Raw genomic sequence first — 15,643 nt, forward strand, 5'->3', positions numbered from 1 at the left:
CCACCTTGGCCATGGTCGCGTAAGAAGTTCCCATGCGCGAAATCGTCTTCGACACCGAAACCACCGGCCTTGATCCCCGTGAAGATCGGGTGATCGAGCTTGGTTGCGTGGAGCTTGTGAACCGCTTCCCCACCGGCCGCACCCTGCATCGATACATAAATGCGCAGGGAAGAAGCGTTCACCCCGATGCGCTGGCAGTGCACGGAATTTCCGACGCCGACCTCGCCGACAAGCCGGTCTTTTCGCAGATAGTCGATGAATTTCTCGAGTTCATCGATGGCGCAAAGCTCGTCGCGCACAATGCGAACTTCGATATCGGCTTCATCAATGCGGAATTCACGCGTCTTGGCCAGTTGCTGATCGAGCCGGACCGGGTTGTGGATACACTGGCGCTGGCGCGCCGCAAGCATCCGATGGGTCCGAACTCGCTCGACGCGCTTTGCCGCCGCTATGGCATCGACAATTCACGCCGCACCAAACACGGCGCGCTGCTCGACGCGGAATTGCTGGCAGAAGTCTATATCGAGCTGGTCGGCGGCAAGCAGGCGAGCTTCGGCCTCGAAGTCAACACGTCGGAACACAGCACCGACGAGGCCGGACAGCAGATTGCCATCACGCTGCCACCGCGTCCGCGTCCTCTCGCCCCGCGCATCACGCCGGAAGAGCTGCAGGCGCACCAGGCCATGGTCGCAGCCATGGGCCCAAAGGCACTCTGGGTGAAGCTCGACCAGCCATCAGACGACGTCAAGACGGGCTGAGCAGCCTGATTTTCTAAGACAGTTATCCGGGCTCGCCCGAAAGAAAATAGAGCCGCAACGATGGTCGCGGCTCTATCGAACTTGTTCGCAATTCGAGCGGGATTTAGGAAACCTGAACCTTGGCGCGGGCCTGTTCCTCAGCAACGCGCTGCTGGAACATGCGGGCAAAGTCGATCGGGTCGATCATCAGCGGCGGGAAGCCGCCGTTGCGCGTCGCGTCAGCGATAACCTGACGGGCGAACGGGAAGAGCAGGCGCGGGCACTCGATGAAGAGCAGCGGGAGCAGGTGCTCCTGCGGGAAGCCTTCGATGCGGAAGACACCGCCGTAAACCAGCTCAACGTTGAACAGAACGGTCTTGTCAGCTTCCGCCTTGGCGCTCAGCGTCAGAACGACGTCATATTCCGAGCCAGAGATCGGGTTCGCGTTGACATTGACGTTGATGTTGATCGCAGGAGGATTGTTGCGAGCCATCAGCGACTTCGGTGCGCCGGGGTTCTCGAACGAAAGATCCTTCACATACTGCGTCAGAACGCTGAGGTTCGGCTGCGTTGCGTTGCCGTTACCTTCAGGAGCGCCGGCTCCCGTGTTTTCCTGCGGTTGATCCGCCATGCATCCATGTCCTTTTTCATTGCCTGAACAGGCGTCTTATCCCTGGAATCGCTGCTAACACGCACCCCAGGCCTTTACAAGTTTGCAGCAGGCTTATTCGTCATCAAGCCTGCGCCAGGGCGTGTCGCGAGGGCCGGTGGAGGTGTAATCCTGCGTGTCGAGGTCGATGACCTTGTCCCGCTGACGGGCCGAATAGCGCGCGGTAAAATCCTCCCCCTGCCCGACAATGATAACGCGCGAGCGCAGGAATTGCCACGCCAGGTCGCGGATCGCGGGGATGAAAAGCAGAAGACCGATGATGTCACTCAGGAAGCCAGGGATGATAAGCAGCAGGCCTGCAACGACGATCATGAAGCCGTGCACCATTTCGCGTGCGGGTACACCGCCCTGCTCCATCGTCTGACGAATTCGTGATATCAGACCCAGCCCCTGGGTGCGCAGCAGCACGGAACCGACAACCGTCGACAGGATGATCAGTCCGATGGTCGCCAAAACGCCTACTTGCCGGCCCACGATGATAAAGCCGGCAATTTCCAGCAATGGCATGATGACCAGAAAAAGCGGTACCAGGGAGAAGCGCAATGGTTAGGTCTAACCTCCGTGAGACGAAAGAGCGTGTCCCTACACATAGGAACTCGGCAAGACAGTTTGAATGATCTGTATTCCCGTTCTATATGAAATGTTACAAGGGACTTACGGAAGCTGGTTTCACGCCCCGGCTCTCGCTCTCCCCAACTCAACGGACCGGCTTGGCTGATCGATATGCAGTTCTTTGATTTCGGAACCATCTTCTTTATGGTCGCGGCAGTCGTGATCTTTTTCCAGCTGCGTAATGTTCTGGGCCGCCGGACGGGCAATGAGCGTCCGCCCTTTGATCCTTACACGGCAGATCGCACAAAGGTTGCTGACAAGGACAAGGCCGACAAGAACGGCAATGTCGTCACGCTGCCGCGCCGCAACGCGGAGCCGCAGGCCAACAACTATGCGGTGATCGACAAGGTTGCCGCTCCGAACACCGATTTGAACAGGGGCCTTCGCGCCATCAAGGATGCCGATCCTTCCTTCGATCCGGTCGGCTTCACGGAAGGCGCCAAGCTCGCCTATGAAATGATCGTGATGGCCTACGCCCGCGGTGACCGGAAGTCGCTCAAGAACCTACTGTCCAAGGAAGTCTACGACGGATTTGTTGCCGCGATCGATGAGCGCGAACGGCGTGGTGAGAAGATCGAGTCCTCCTTCGTCGGTATCGACTCCATTTCCATCGTTGCTGCCGAGATGAAGAAGACCGAGGCGCATGTCACGCTGCGGATCATTTCCGAGCTGATCTCGGCCACGCGCGACGGTGCGGGCAGCATTGTAGACGGTGATCCGGAGACGGTTGTGGAAGTGAAGGACGTCTGGACCTTCGCCCGTGATACACGTTCTCGTGATCCGAACTGGAAGCTGGTGGCTACCGAAGCCGAGGAATAGCCAGCGTGATGATACCGATTGCAGGGAGCGTCCGGCATTGAGCCTCTCGCCGCTCCTTGAGCCCACAAGTTTTGCGGACCTGCCCGGTTGGCAGGATGACAAAGGCATCTCAGCAGCGCTGGATGCCTTTTCCCGTTGCGCCCGGCAGGCACGGATAAAGCCGTATCGATCAGGTGCGCTGGGGATTACCTTTTATGCGTTCGCAGAAGCATATGACAAGGCGGCGGCGCTGGCGGGGCCGGTTTCCGACGCTGATGCGCGGGCATTCTTCGAGCATTTCTTTGTGCCGTACCGGATCTCGCCTGAAGAAGGCGCAAAGCCTCTCGTGACCGGCTACTACGAGCCTGAGGCGGAGGCGTCGCTCACGCGCACCGATGTTTTCACGCAGCCACTTTATCGGCAGCCCGATGATCTGGTCGAACTGGATGATCCGTCAGGCATTCCAGGCTGGGATCCGTATTTCCGATTTGGCCGCCAGACACCCGATGGCCCAACGCAATATTTCGACCGCGGTGAGATTGATCGAGGCGCGCTGGATGGTCGGGGTATTGAGCTTTGCTGGCTCAAGGACCGGGTCGATGCGTTCTTCATCCATGTTCAGGGTGCGGCAAGGCTGAGACTTGCCGATGGCTCAGCCATGCGTGTCACTTATGCGGCGAAGAGCGGCCATCCGTTCACAGGGCATTGGCCGTGTCCTTGCCGATATGGGTGAAATCCCGCTGGCGCAGGTCACCATGCAAAGCATTCGCGCCTGGCTGGCCGCACATCCGGAACGCGTCAGCGAAATCCTCTGGAAGAACCGCAGCTACATCTTCTTCCGCGAAACCGAGCTGGGTGATCCGGAGCTTGGGCCGATAGCCGCCGCCAAGGTGCAGCTGACGGAGGGCCGTTCCCTGGCGGTGGACCGGCTGCTGCACACATTCGGTACGCCGTTCTTCGTTGATGCAGCCGATCTGGTGCAGGTAGTTGGCGAGCCGTTCCGCCGCCTGATGATTGCGCAGGATACCGGCAGCGCTATTCTGGGGGCGGCGCGAGCTGACCTCTTCATGGGAACTGGTCATGCGGCTGGTGAATTGGCTGGTGTGATCAAGCATGGCGCAACTTTCTACGTGCTTGTACCGCGAAGCCTACAGGAACATTCGGGTTCATGAGCAGGCGCAAGAAGACACTGACCGAAGAGGACCGGATCCTCTGGAGCCGCGTGGCGCGATCCGCCGTGCCGTTGAAAGGTCGTGCTCATCCCGAGGAGCCGGAGGCACTTGCGGTTTTCGACCCGAAGGGACTGGCCGAGGAGGCCGAGAATTTTTTCATCGGACCCTTGGAGTCAGCATCGCCTCAACCTGCCGCCAAGAAGAAGGAACAGGTCGTTCGCAAGCTCGATGAGCCGACGCGGAGCAAGCTGGCCAAGGGTCGGCTTGAGATCACCGGTCGGATCGATCTGCACGGGCTCACGCAGGACGAGGCTTACGGCCTGCTGCTCGCGTTTCTGCATCGAGCCTTTGCCAGCGGGCAGCGCTACGTGCTGGTGATCACGGGCAAGGGCTCGTCGGGCGAAGGCGTATTGCGGCGCGCGGTTCCGAAGTGGTTTTCCACACCACCTTTTCGTGGTCTTGTTGGCAGTTTCGAAGATGCCGCCCGCCACCATGGCGGGCACGGCGCCATGTATGTGAGGCTGCGGAAGAGAGACCTGACGTGACTCCGTTTGCCGCCAAGATCCGTCAGATCCGCAAGGCCCGCGGCATCAGCCAGAAGGAAATGGCGGCCGCGATTGGCGTGACGCCGGCCTATCTTTCGGCACTTGAGCATGGGCATCGCAGCCCACCCAATTGGGTTATGGTGCAGAAGATCATCGGCTTTCTCAATATCATCTGGGATGAGGCCGACGAGCTGCAGCGGCTGGCAAAACAGTCGAACCCGCGCGTCGTGATCGATACGTCGGGCCTATCGCCAAAGGCCACCGCACTGGCGAACCAGCTGTCGCAGCGGATCGGTGAGCTGTCAGAGGACGACCTCGCCCGGTTGAGCGAAGTCATCGAGGAGATGCTGAGTAGGAAGAAGGCGTGGTAGCACGACGACCGGCGCCTTCTCACCCCTTCATGGTGAGCTTGTCGAACCACGAGGGTGTTTGTTGCCTGGCTAGAACTCGGTCCCGGAAACCAGCGCTTCCAGTTCGTCCCGCTTCTTGTTCACAAGCCAGCCGTAATAATTCTCTTCCGGCAGCTTGATCGCCTGGCCCTTTGCCCTGCGTGCGTGGTTTTCCGCAGCAAGCCTAGCCGCGCGCGCTTCCGGATTGCCGATGTTGTAGAGCGTTGCCGTGACACCGGGGTTCTTGCTGATGTCGAAGTCAGCAATGCGTCTGTAGGCCTCGATCGAGGTCTTTATAGTGGCCGCGACATAGGCCAGCGAAATATCGGGATCCATGATCGCCTGATAGACTTCGCGCGGCTGACGATGGTCCAGCGGCGCGAACCCTGAGGTGCGCTTTACCAGGTCTGTCATCTGCAGGGCTGTCAGCGGATTGATCTGGCCAATGCCAAAGGTCTGGCCAGCGTAAAAGGGCTGGAAGAAGACGGCGCTGAAGCGGTCGTTGGGGAAGCGCTTGCCATTCACACTCTTGCCGCGGAATTCGCGATCCCAGATGCTCTCACGGCAGGACCAGAGGGTGTAACTGTCAGTGTAGTTGCCGCAGGAAGCGAATTCCGGGCGGCTGATGAAGTCGTCGATGGACTCTCCATCATGGGAGAACGAGAAGCTCGTCGTGAAATAGGACGCGGCCTTGACGTAGTAGGTCTGCAGCCGGTCGTAGGCGTCGACGTTGTACGTGTGCTCTCCAACAATGGCGCCAACAATGTGGATCGGGGCGATCCTGTAGGCAGAAGCCACTTCCCGGATCTTCGCGCGCAGACGACCGTCGTTCTGCAGAAGCTGGTAGACCTTGGCGTATTTCGCTTCGAAGGTGGTCTGTGCCGCCTTTGTGCGTCGCGCGGAAAAGCCGGGTATCTGGGGCTGCTCGGCGTTCCTGTTGCCAGGCGGCACAAGCTGCGCAGCAGCAGCTGCATCGGCCAGGCCCGCAGTCAAAATCAGCCCGATCATCAAGCTACGAAGAGACGACACCGTCCGCACCCACCAAATAATATGCGCCTAGCGAAGCCGGCTGGCATCGCCGAGGCGCACTGGAAATCACACCTCGAACCATGGGGCCACACCCCAATTCATCTACGGTGTGATATGGTTAACGGATAATTCAATAGAAAAACCCTGCGGCCAAGTCGAGATAATTGGAAGCCGCAGGGTTACAGTCTCACGCAACTGTGTTTTTTAGCTCACAGGATGAAGCGCGACAGGTCCGTGTTGCGCGACAGGTCGCCAACGTTCTTCTCAACGTATTCGGCGTCGATCACGAGCTTCGAACCGCTTCGATCCGGCGCGTTGAAGGAGATTTCGTCCAGTACGCGTTCCATCACAGTCTGCAGACGGCGGGCACCGATGTTCTCCACCGTCGCATTGAGATCGACTGCGATGGCGGCAAGCCGGTCAATCGCATCATCGGTGAACTCGAGCTCAACGCCCTCGGTCGCCATCAGCGCAATATACTGCTTGATCAGGCTCGCTTCCGTCTCGGTCAGGATGCGTCGGAAGTCATCCTTCTCCAGCGCCCGCAGTTCTACGCGGATCGGCAAGCGACCCTGCAGCTCCGGCAGCAGATCGGAGGGCTTCGAGACGTGGAAGGCACCCGAAGCGATGAAGAGGATGTGATCGGTCTTTACCGGGCCGTACTTCGTGGCAACGGTAGTGCCTTCGACGAGCGGCAGCAGGTCGCGCTGCACGCCCTCGCGCGATACGCCAGCACCGATGCCCCCTTCCCGCGACGCGATCTTGTCGATCTCGTCGATGAAGACGATGCCGTCGTTCTCGGCCGAGGAAAGCGCACGGCGGATGACTTCATCCTGGTCGAGCAGCTTGTCGGACTCGTCGTTGATCAGCAGCTTGTAGGAATCCTTCACGGTGGTCTTGACCGTCTTGGTCCGGCCGCCGCCCATCGCCTTCTGCAGCATGTCATTGATGTTGAGCACACCAATGTTGGCGCCGGGCATCCCGGGGATCTCGAAGCCGCCCATCGGATTGCCGCTGTCGGTGATGTGGATTTCGATTTCCTTGTCATCCAGCTCGCCATTGCGCAGCTTCTGGCGGAAGCTGTCGCGCGTGGCCGGGCTCGCGGTCTTGCCGACCAGAGCCTCCAGCACCCGCTCCTCGGCGTTCAGGTGAGCGCGGGCCTGCACGCCTTCGCGCATCTGCTCACGGGTCAGGCCGATGGCTGCCTCTACCAGGTCGCGGATGATCTGCTCGACGTCGCGGCCAACATACCCGACCTCGGTGAACTTCGTGGCCTCCACCTTGATGAAGGGCGCGCCGGCGAGCCTGGCCAGACGGCGCGAAATCTCGGTCTTGCCCACACCCGTGGGTCCGATCATCAGGATGTTCTTGGGCATGACCTCTTCGCGCAGATCGGCGGGCAGCTGCTGGCGGCGCCACCGGTTGCGCAATGCAATTGCGACGGCGCGCTTGGCCTCATGCTGACCGATGATATAGCGGTCGAGTTCCGAAACAGTTTCACGGGGAGAGAAAGTCGCCATTTGCTCTTAAAGTCCAGATTGCCACTGCTTGATCGCCTCAGAAGGGAAAAGCAGCATGATTACATTCAGCGTCAGGTTATCCCGGATGGCATAGCCAACGCCGATCTCGAAGATGATCGCTATCGCTATTGTCACCCATATAGGTAGCCGCGCGGCGAGTACAAAACCGAAGACCATCCACAATGAATCGAAGACCGAATTGATGACGCTGTCGCCGAAGTAGTCGAGCGAGATGGTCGCTTCACGGTATCGGTTGATCACCCAGTCGGTGTTTTCCAGCAGTTCCCACGCCACCTCGATAACGGTCGCCACAGCCAGACGCGTGCTGACGTTCGCTCGCCGCATCACGAGCCAGGTGCCTAGATAGAAGAGGAAGCCGTGGATGATGTGGGACGGCGTGTACCAGTCAGCAAGATGCTGGCTGTTCTCACTGCTGTCGACCACGCCCATCCAGAGCTTTACCGTCCCACATTCGCAGATGAGCGGCTGGCCCATGAAGGTCAGCGCTATGCCCTGGCAGGCGATCAGGGCCGCGGTGATGAGGATACCGCCAAGAAGCACGTTTTGGGTGGACGATTGGTTCTCAACCTCACCGACCATCAAAACGCCTCGTCCGGATTGTCGATCGCCATCAGCAGCACGTCTCCATATTCGCTGGTGCGTTCATCCAGGGGCTGGAAACCAGCCTTGCGATAGGCGGCGATAGCCCGCGCGTTGGAAGGATCCGGGTCGATGATCACCCGGGTCGCCCCTTCCTCGAACAGTTCTTCCACAAACTGGGCGAGAATGGCCGAGCCATGGCCAGCGTTCAGCAGCTCTGCCGGACCGATCGAAAGGTCGACGCCCAGGGTCTCGAACGGCTGGTCTGCATAGGGGTGGCCGTCTTCCAGATGAGGGTCGTACGACTGGAGATAGGCGATCGGCTGACCATCGAGCTCAACGATCAGCGGTTCCACCGAGACGCTGTCCATATGCTCGCGGATCTCGGCGATCTCCCTGACCGGGTCGCCCCACCACTCAGCCCAATGGGGTTTCTTGATCCATTGGGCAAGCAGGTCGAGATCAGCTTCCTCGACGGCACGAAAGTCGTAGATCGGCTCGGGCGAGCTAGCCTTCGGCATCGAGCGTTTCCACGACGACATTATCGTTGGTGTAGATGCAGATGCTGGCCGCGATCTCCATCGCCTTGCGGGCGATCTCCTCGGCGCTCTTGTCCGTATCGATCAGAGCCTTGGCTGCTGCCAGCGCGTAATTGCCGCCCGAACCAATCGCCATGATGCCCTGCTCCGGCTCAAGCACGTCGCCGTTGCCGGTAAGGGTCAGGGTCACGTTCTTGTCGGCAACCAGCATCATGGCTTCGAGGTTGCGCAGGTAGCGATCGGTACGCCAGTCCTTGGCGAGCTCCACGCAGGCGCGGGTCAGCTGGCCCTGATACTGTTCGAGCTTCTTTTCCAGGCGTTCCAGCAGGGTAAAAGCGTCAGCGGTGGCTCCAGCAAAGCCGGCGATCACGCTGCCGTCGCCGATGCGGCGAACCTTGCGTGCGTTGCCCTTGATGACCGTCTGGCCGAGGCTGACCTGGCCATCGCCGGCAATGACAACCTTTCCGCCCTTGCGCACGGTCACAATCGTGGTGGCGTGCATGGAAATCTTTTCACTCATCGAATAAATCCTTGATGCCATTCGGCTTCCATTCGACATCTATGTAAGCTGCGGTCAGCTGATTGCAAACATCGCTTTCTGGTTACGTAACCGTGCTAGCGTTTGTTGTTCACATGCTCTAAAAGGCGCCCGTGACGAAGAAGGAATGATTATGGTCCTCGGCAATACTCGGGCGGCTCAGATCAGCCGCAAGACAAACGAGACGGACATCAATGTGTCCGTGGAACTCGACGGCAGTGGCCGGTTCGATATCTCGACCGGCGTGGGCTTCTTCGACCATATGCTGGAGCAGCTGTCCCGCCACTCGCTGATCGACATGACGGTAAAGACGAAGGGCGACCTGCACATTGACGACCATCACACGGTTGAGGACACCGGCATTGCGATCGGCCAGGCCATAGCAAAGGCGCTCGGCGACCGTCGTGGCATCATGCGCTACGCATCGCTCGACCTTGCCATGGACGAGACGCTGACCCGTGCCGCTCTCGACGTTTCGGGCCGACCCTTCCTCGTCTGGAACGTAGAGTTCCCGACGCAGAAGATCGGCACGTTCGACACCGAGCTGGTGCGCGAGTTCTTCCAGGCGCTGGCTCAGAACGCAGGCATTACGCTTCACGTGACGAACCATTACGGCGTGAATTCGCACCACATTGCCGAGACCTGCTTCAAGGCGGTGGCGCGTACCTTGCGCGCGGCGATTGAGCCCGATCCTCGCCAGCCCAATGCAATCCCTTCGACGAAGGGTACCCTGAACGGTTGAGCTGATGGCCATCTATTCTGTCCTTGAACCGCCAGTGAGAGACGAAGCGAGTCTCGCAGGAGCAGTCGTGATCAAGGACGGATTCTCGGTGCTGGCCTTCATCGCGCCGCTCATCTGGTTCCTCTGGTACCGCATGTGGCTGGAGGCGCTGGGTGTTCTCGTAATTTCTGCCGTTCTCGGCAGTGTTTCGATGATCCCCGGCCTTGAGGCTGTCCCGCTGCTCGGCGTCCTCGTTTCGCTCTTCATCGGGATGGAAGCGAGGAACTTTCGTGCCAATGCACTGCGCCGCCACGGCTGGGTTGATTGGGGCGTGGTCGTCGCCGCCAGTCAGGAAGAAGCCGAACTGCGCTATATGCATGAAGCGGTGGGGAACGGCGACAGCAACGATGGGCTTGTGGTTCGTGCCGATCAGGTCGAGCCCGGCGCAGGCCCTCTCAGGCCGTCACCTGTAACAACCCCTACCTTTGGTTTGATAGATTACCCACGAAAGGCCTGACGCGATGCGTGTCGCCATTATTGATTACGGCTCCGGCAACCTCCGGTCTGCGATGAAGGCTTTCCAGCGCTCTGCTGGCGATGCCGGCATTGACGCCGAGGTTGAGCTGGTCAGCGATCCTGAACGGGTTCGCACGGCCGACCGCATCGTGCTGCCGGGCGTTGGCGCATATGCCGATTGCCGGGCGGGGCTAAATGCGGTGCCAGGGCTCTTCGATGCCATCAACGAAGTTGCCATCGAAAAGGGCCGGCCATTCTTCGGCATCTGTGTCGGCATGCAGCTGATGTCGAGCCGGGGCCTGGAAAAGACCGTTAGCGAGGGCTTCGGCTGGATCAAGGGTGACGTCAAGGAGATGACGCCTTCGGATCCAACGCTGAAGATCCCGCAGATCGGGTGGAACACGATTCACGTGAAACATTCGCATCCTCTGTTCGACGGAATTGCCACCGGTCCGGACGGCTATCACGCCTATTTCGTGCACTCCTACCATCTGGATGCCGAGAACAAGCAGCAGGTTCTGGCCACGACGGATTACGGCGGCGAGGTTACGGCGGTCGTGGGACGCGACAACCTGTTCGGAACCCAGTTCCATCCCGAGAAGAGCCAGGCCCTTGGCCTCCTTCTCATTGCAAACTTTCTGAAGTGGAAGCCATGATCCTCTTTCCTGCGATTGACCTGAAGAACGGTGAGTGCGTCCGCCTGAAGCTGGGCGAGATGAGCGAAGCCACCGTCTACAACACCGACCCGGGCGCGCAGGCCCGCGCATTCGAGGAGCAGGGCTTCGAGTGGCTCCATGTGGTTGATCTGGATGGCGCTTTTGCTGGCACCAGCGTGAATGGCGCAGCGGTCGAGGCAATCCTGAAGTCCACGAAGAACCCGGTTCAGCTCGGCGGCGGCATCCGTTCGCTGGAGCAGATCGAAGCCTGGCTCGACAAGGGACTTGCGCGCGTAATTCTTGGCACCATTGCCGTGCGTGACCCGGCGCTGGTCAAGGAAGCCTGCCAGAAGTTCCCCGGCAAGATCGCTGTGGGTATCGATGCGCGCGGTGGCCGTGTAGCCGTCGAAGGCTGGGCCGAAACGTCTGACCTGACGGTTGTGGATCTGGCCCGCCGTTTCGAAGGCGCTGGCGTTTCCGCGATCATCTACACGGATATCGACCGTGACGGCGTGCTCAAGGGCATCAACTGGGAATCAACCATCGAGCTGGCAAATGCCGTCAGCATTCCGGTGATTGCGTCGGGCGGTCTTGCTTCCATGGCCGATATCGAGCGGATGCTTGAGCCCGATGCAGCTGTGCTGGAAGGCGCAATTTCAGGCCGGGCGCTCTATGACGGCCGCATCGATCCGGCGGAAGCGCTGGCACTTCTCGGAAAGGTACGGTCATGAGCCTCAAGGCACGCGTAATCCCTTGCCTCGACGTCAAGGACGGACGGGTGGTAAAGGGTGTGCAGTTTGTCGATCTGATCGACGCGGGTGATCCGGTTGAGGCTGCGAAGGCTTACGATGAGGCGGGCGCCGACGAGCTTTGCTTCCTCGACATTACGGCCAGCAGCGACAATCGCGAGACGATCTTCGATGTCGTCGCCCGTACCGCGGACCAGTGCTTCATGCCGCTGACGGTCGGCGGTGGCGTGCGCGAGGTACAGGACATCCGCAAGCTTCTGCTCTCTGGCGCGGACAAGGTCTCCATCAACACGGCTGCGGTGAAGGATCCGGAGTTTGTGGCCCGCGCGGCTGACAAGTTCGGCAACCAGTGCATCGTTGTCGCGATCGACGCCAAAAAGGTTTCCGGTGAAGGCGAAACGCTGCGCTGGGAGATCTTCACCCATGGTGGACGCAATACGACCGGCATCGATGCCATCGAGTTCGCCCGTAAGGTTGTGGATCTCGGCGCAGGTGAAATCCTGCTCACCTCGATGGACCGCGACGGCACCAAGGCTGGATACGACATCGCACTGACCCGTGCGATTGCAGATGCGGTGCGTGCGCCGGTCATCGCTTCGGGCGGTGTAGGCAATCTGGATCACATGGTTGAAGGCATTCGAGACGGCCATGCGACCGGCGTGCTGGCAGCCTCCATCTTCCACTTCGGGACCTACACGATTGCCGAGGCCAAGCAGCATCTGGCGCAGGCGGGCATTCCGGTGCGTCTCGATCCCACGGCAAAGGCAGCCTGATCATGAGCGACTTCGATCTGAAAAAGCTTGAGGCGATCATCGCCGAACGCGGCCGATCGGGCGATGCGCAATCCTGGACGGCGCGCCTCTTCAATGCCGGAACGCCGAAGGCAGCCCAGAAAATGGGTGAGGAAGCCGTAGAAGCGGTTATCGCCGCAGTTTCTGGCGATCGGGAAGGCCTCATCTCGGAAAGTGCCGATCTCCTTTATCATTGGCTTGTCGTACTCGCTTTGGCCGATGTGAAGGTCGATGAAGTTATGGCCAAGCTCGAGTCGCGAACAGGACAATCAGGTGTTGCTGAAAAGGCTTCTCGCCCCCACCAGTAGTAGCCTTGCTGGACCTGCTCCGACACAGGCATGGGAAAACCGGATGGACCAGAACGTCCCCAACGAGCGATATTCGCCCTACCGCTTCTTCACGGCGGAGGAGTGGTCGCAGTTCCGCAACGATACGCCGCTGACGCTAACCGCCGATGAGGTTGTGCGACTGCGTTCGCTGAACGATCCGATCGACCTTGAAGAGGTCCGGCGAATCTATCTCTCGTTGTCGCGGCTGCTCAGCGCGCATGTGGAGGCGAGCCAGCTTCTTTACAGGCAGCGACAGATCTTCTTCGGGTCCAACCATACCGTCAAAACGCCCTTCATCATCGGTGTTGCCGGTTCTGTGGCGGTTGGCAAGTCGACCACGGCGCGTGTGCTGAAGGAGCTCTTGCAGCGCTGGCCGTCGAGCCCGAAGGTCGATCTCGTCACCACCGATGGCTTTCTCTACCCCAACGAGGTTCTGCGCAGTTCCGGCCTCATGGACCGCAAGGGTTTTCCCGAAAGCTACGATGTCGGCGCGATCCTTCGCTTCCTGTCGGCGATCAAGGCGGGTATGCCGAACGTGAAGGCGCCGCTCTATTCGCACCTGACTTATGACGTGCTGCCCGGCGAGTTCGTCTCCATCGACCGTCCGGACATCCTGATCTTCGAGGGCATCAACGTTCTGCAGACACGCAATCTGCCGGCGGACGGAACAGCCGTGCCTGTGGTTTCCGACTTCTTTGACTTCTCCATCTATATCGATGCGCCTGTGGACCTCGTCCACGAATGGTACATTGAGCGTTTCATGCGGCTAAGGGAAACGGCTTTCCGCAATCCGGAGTCGTTCTTCCATCGCTATTCCAAACTGTCCGAGCATGCGGCGAAGGCGATTGCCGAGCAGCTGTGGCACAACATCAACTTGAAGAACCTGCGGGAGAATATCCTGCCGACGCGTCCGCGCGCTGACCTGGTTCTGCGCAAGGGCGCCAACCATCTGGTTGAGGAAGTGGCGCTGCGGAAGCTGTAACATGCTGTTTGCGCTGCGCTGAGGAGCTTACGTTCTTGGCGGGGTCACCCGCCGAAGCGTTAGATTGATGCGTCCGCCATTCTTCAGCATCGTGGATGTGCCGGGGTAGATCTTGTCGACCCCGTGGAAGGCAAGCCTCCCCTCCCCGCCCAGGACGAACACATCGCCACTGTGAAGCTGGTACGAAGCAGTGCCACCTTGCCGCGTCTTTCCGCCGACGCGGAATCGGCAGGTGTCGCCCAAAGATATCGAGACGACTGGCGCGTCGAAATCCTGCTCATCGCGGTCCTGATGCAGGCCCATCTTGGCCTTCGCGTCGTAGAAATTGATGAGGCAGGCTTCAGGGTCGAACGGATAGTCAGACACCGCCCGCCAGATAGCCAGAAGCGTTTCCGGAATGGGCGGCCATGGTTTGCGGGTTTCCGGATGGGTCGGCTGATATCGGTAGCCGTTTTCCTTGTCCGTGACCCAGCCAAGAGGTCCGCAGTTGGTCATGCGGACGCTCATGGGTTTGCCCGTGCGCGGCATGCGAGGCGTATAGAGAGGGGCTTCGGCGACCACCGAGCGGATCTCTTCCAGCAGAGCCTTCTGCTCGTCTGCACTCAGATATCCTGGAAGATGGCGGATGCCAGGAAGAAGATCTGTCATCTGAGTGCGCTCCTACAGACCCGTCACCGTCGCGGCTAATCGTCTGCTAATTCTCGAGGTCGGGAATACGCAGCACCTGTCCCGGGTAGATCTTGTCCGGGTGGGTGAGCATCGGCTTGTTCGCCTCAAAGATCAGGTTGTTCTTGGCGCCCTTGCCCTTGCCGTAGTGGGCCTCGGCGATCTTCCACAAGTTGTCGCCCTTCTTCACCGTGTAGAACACAGGCGCCTTGGCCGGAGCTTCCGCCACCTTCAGTTCAGCCGCTTCCACCTTGGAAATGCCAAGCGTGTTGCCGACAGCAACGATGGCCTTCTCGAACACCGATTGGTCCGCAACTTCACCGGACAGGATGACCTTGTCGCCATCGACCTTGACGTCAACCTTGTCGGTGCCGAGCGAATGCGATTCCAGCGCCTTCTTGAGCTCTTCGGCTTCTGGCGCCTTCTCCTCGTCCACAAGGCCGAGCTTGGCGCCAACGGACTTCACAAAATCGAACACACTCATCTAACCCTCCAAGGTTGTAGCTAATGGAGTGAAGATAGCTCTAGTTCCACCCGGAAAGCAAAACAGATTAAGCGGTCAATACGGGTGAGTGTCGGTTAGTCGCCCGTTACCTTGCCGCGCATCTTCTTGATCTGACCGCGTCCGGTCTTCTCCTTCAGGCGGCGTTCAACCGATCCCTTGGTTGGGCGCGTCTTTCGGCGTGGCTTTGGCGGCGGTTCCGAGGCCTGGAACAGAAGCTCGACCAGCCGCTCACGTGCATCCTGGCGATTCTGTTCCTGCGTGCGGAATCGGCCGGCTTCGATGACGATCTCGCCTTCCTTGGTCGCCTTGCTGCCGGCAAGCTTGAGAGCGCGGATGCGCACCGGCTCCGGCAGATGACGGGCATTGGTAACGCTGAAGCGCAGTTGAACAGCCGTCGCTACCTTGTTGACATTCTGCCCGCCAGGTCCGGAGGAGCGGATGAACTGCTCGGAGAGCTCATCCTCATCGACCCAGATTCCTGGTCTGACTTCGAGGGTGCCCTCTGCCATTGCCACTTCATCCCCGTCAAAAGAAACAGGCCGCCTCAAGGGCGGCCTGCAAAAGATGGATGCTTGCGCG

Annotated in this window: 23 protein-coding genes; 13 read left to right on the forward strand and 10 right to left on the reverse strand. The window is 59.7% G+C overall.

Features of this window, described 5'->3' with window-relative positions:
- Positions 1-32: 32 nt before the first annotated feature.
- Positions 33-758, forward strand: a complete 726-nt coding sequence (gene dnaQ, locus IEX27_RS04205) for a DNA polymerase III subunit epsilon (RefSeq protein ID WP_188719691.1) — start codon at positions 33-35, stop codon at positions 756-758.
- A gap of 103 nt (positions 759-861) precedes the next feature.
- On the opposite strand, the gene secB is transcribed toward dnaQ, so the two are convergent.
- Both secB and IEX27_RS04215 read right to left on the reverse strand, forming a co-directional pair.
- Entirely contained in the window at positions 862-1,368 is a 507-nt protein-coding gene (gene secB / locus IEX27_RS04210; RefSeq protein WP_188719692.1) for a protein-export chaperone SecB, read from the reverse strand.
- A gap of 93 nt (positions 1,369-1,461) precedes the next feature.
- The gene (locus tag IEX27_RS04215; protein WP_188719693.1) at positions 1,462-1,950 is read right to left on the reverse strand and encodes an FxsA family protein; all 489 of its coding nucleotides are present in this window, start codon (positions 1,948-1,950) and stop codon (positions 1,462-1,464) included.
- A 180-nt stretch (positions 1,951-2,130) separates the two neighbouring features.
- On the opposite strand from IEX27_RS04215, the gene IEX27_RS04220 reads away from it, so the two are divergent.
- From IEX27_RS04220 to IEX27_RS04235, 5 genes are read left to right on the forward strand one after another with little or no spacing between them, the layout of a single operon-like run.
- The gene (locus IEX27_RS04220) at positions 2,131-2,838 is read left to right on the forward strand and encodes a Tim44/TimA family putative adaptor protein (RefSeq protein WP_188719694.1); all 708 of its coding nucleotides are present in this window, start codon (positions 2,131-2,133) and stop codon (positions 2,836-2,838) included.
- Positions 2,839-2,875: 37 nt separating this feature from the next.
- Positions 2,876-3,550, forward strand: a complete 675-nt coding sequence (locus tag IEX27_RS21725) for an MltA domain-containing protein (protein WP_373869858.1) — start codon at positions 2,876-2,878, stop codon at positions 3,548-3,550.
- 22 nt (positions 3,551-3,572) lie between these two features.
- Entirely contained in the window at positions 3,573-3,989 is a 417-nt protein-coding gene (locus IEX27_RS21730; RefSeq protein ID WP_373869859.1) for an MltA domain-containing protein, read from the forward strand.
- A complete protein-coding gene (locus tag IEX27_RS04230) occupies positions 3,986-4,534 on the forward strand; it encodes a Smr/MutS family protein (RefSeq protein ID WP_188719695.1) in 549 nt (182 codons plus the stop codon). The genes IEX27_RS21730 and IEX27_RS04230 overlap by 4 nt, the downstream gene beginning before the upstream one ends.
- A complete protein-coding gene (locus IEX27_RS04235) occupies positions 4,531-4,905 on the forward strand; it encodes a helix-turn-helix domain-containing protein (RefSeq protein ID WP_188719696.1) in 375 nt (124 codons plus the stop codon). Before IEX27_RS04230 ends, IEX27_RS04235 begins: the two co-directional genes overlap by 4 nt.
- 69 nt (positions 4,906-4,974) lie before the next feature.
- Here the strand turns inward: IEX27_RS04235 and IEX27_RS04240 are convergent, their stop codons facing one another.
- From IEX27_RS04240 to hslV, 5 genes are all read right to left on the reverse strand, one after another.
- A complete protein-coding gene (locus IEX27_RS04240; RefSeq protein ID WP_373869860.1) occupies positions 4,975-5,952 on the reverse strand; it encodes a DUF1402 family protein in 978 nt (325 codons plus the stop codon).
- Between the two features lie 209 nt (positions 5,953-6,161).
- A complete protein-coding gene (gene hslU, locus IEX27_RS04245) occupies positions 6,162-7,472 on the reverse strand; it encodes an ATP-dependent protease ATPase subunit HslU (protein WP_188719697.1) in 1,311 nt (436 codons plus the stop codon).
- A gap of 6 nt (positions 7,473-7,478) precedes the next feature.
- The gene (locus tag IEX27_RS04250; protein WP_188719698.1) at positions 7,479-8,072 is read right to left on the reverse strand and encodes a DUF2585 domain-containing protein; all 594 of its coding nucleotides are present in this window, start codon (positions 8,070-8,072) and stop codon (positions 7,479-7,481) included.
- Positions 8,072-8,593 (reverse strand): GNAT family N-acetyltransferase, encoded by a 522-nt coding sequence (locus IEX27_RS04255; RefSeq protein ID WP_188719699.1) that lies wholly within the window; start codon positions 8,591-8,593, stop codon positions 8,072-8,074. Before IEX27_RS04255 ends, IEX27_RS04250 begins: the two co-directional genes overlap by 1 nt.
- The gene (gene hslV, locus IEX27_RS04260; protein WP_188719700.1) at positions 8,580-9,131 is read right to left on the reverse strand and encodes an ATP-dependent protease subunit HslV; all 552 of its coding nucleotides are present in this window, start codon (positions 9,129-9,131) and stop codon (positions 8,580-8,582) included. The genes IEX27_RS04255 and hslV overlap by 14 nt, the downstream gene beginning before the upstream one ends.
- A gap of 151 nt (positions 9,132-9,282) precedes the next feature.
- Here hslV and hisB point away from each other — a divergent pair, with 151 nt between their 5' ends.
- The 7 genes from hisB to coaA all read left to right on the forward strand — a co-directional run bounded on the left by hisB (position 9,283) and on the right by coaA (position 13,893).
- The gene (hisB, locus tag IEX27_RS04265) at positions 9,283-9,891 is read left to right on the forward strand and encodes an imidazoleglycerol-phosphate dehydratase HisB (RefSeq protein ID WP_188720042.1); all 609 of its coding nucleotides are present in this window, start codon (positions 9,283-9,285) and stop codon (positions 9,889-9,891) included.
- Positions 9,892-9,958: 67 nt separating this feature from the next.
- Entirely contained in the window at positions 9,959-10,387 is a 429-nt protein-coding gene (locus IEX27_RS04270; RefSeq protein WP_188719701.1) for a DUF2628 domain-containing protein, read from the forward strand.
- A gap of 4 nt (positions 10,388-10,391) precedes the next feature.
- Entirely contained in the window at positions 10,392-11,042 is a 651-nt protein-coding gene (gene hisH / locus IEX27_RS04275) for an imidazole glycerol phosphate synthase subunit HisH (RefSeq protein WP_188719702.1), read from the forward strand.
- The gene (hisA, locus tag IEX27_RS04280) at positions 11,039-11,773 is read left to right on the forward strand and encodes a 1-(5-phosphoribosyl)-5-[(5-phosphoribosylamino)methylideneamino]imidazole-4-carboxamide isomerase (protein ID WP_188719703.1); all 735 of its coding nucleotides are present in this window, start codon (positions 11,039-11,041) and stop codon (positions 11,771-11,773) included. The genes hisH and hisA overlap by 4 nt, the downstream gene beginning before the upstream one ends.
- Positions 11,770-12,564 (forward strand): imidazole glycerol phosphate synthase subunit HisF, encoded by a 795-nt coding sequence (hisF, locus tag IEX27_RS04285; RefSeq protein ID WP_188719704.1) that lies wholly within the window; start codon positions 11,770-11,772, stop codon positions 12,562-12,564. Before hisA ends, hisF begins: the two co-directional genes overlap by 4 nt.
- A gap of 2 nt (positions 12,565-12,566) precedes the next feature.
- Entirely contained in the window at positions 12,567-12,890 is a 324-nt protein-coding gene (locus IEX27_RS04290; protein ID WP_188719705.1) for a phosphoribosyl-ATP diphosphatase, read from the forward strand.
- A gap of 43 nt (positions 12,891-12,933) precedes the next feature.
- Complete coding sequence (coaA, locus tag IEX27_RS04295; protein WP_188719706.1) at positions 12,934-13,893, forward strand: type I pantothenate kinase; 960 nt, start codon at positions 12,934-12,936, stop codon at positions 13,891-13,893.
- Between the two features lie 27 nt (positions 13,894-13,920).
- Here coaA and IEX27_RS04300 read toward each other — a convergent pair whose 3' ends face one another.
- From IEX27_RS04300 to arfB, 3 genes are all read right to left on the reverse strand, one after another.
- The gene (locus tag IEX27_RS04300) at positions 13,921-14,541 is read right to left on the reverse strand and encodes an alpha-ketoglutarate-dependent dioxygenase AlkB family protein (protein WP_188719707.1); all 621 of its coding nucleotides are present in this window, start codon (positions 14,539-14,541) and stop codon (positions 13,921-13,923) included.
- 46 nt (positions 14,542-14,587) lie between these two features.
- Positions 14,588-15,043 (reverse strand): peptidoglycan-binding protein LysM, encoded by a 456-nt coding sequence (lysM, locus tag IEX27_RS04305; protein ID WP_188719708.1) that lies wholly within the window; start codon positions 15,041-15,043, stop codon positions 14,588-14,590.
- 95 nt (positions 15,044-15,138) lie between these two features.
- Positions 15,139-15,573, reverse strand: a complete 435-nt coding sequence (arfB, locus tag IEX27_RS04310) for an alternative ribosome rescue aminoacyl-tRNA hydrolase ArfB (RefSeq protein WP_188719709.1) — start codon at positions 15,571-15,573, stop codon at positions 15,139-15,141.
- Between the last annotated feature and the right edge of the window lie 70 nt (positions 15,574-15,643).

This window comes from Nitratireductor aestuarii (assembly GCF_014641695.1).
Lineage (GTDB): Bacteria > Pseudomonadota > Alphaproteobacteria > Rhizobiales > Rhizobiaceae > Chelativorans > Chelativorans aestuarii.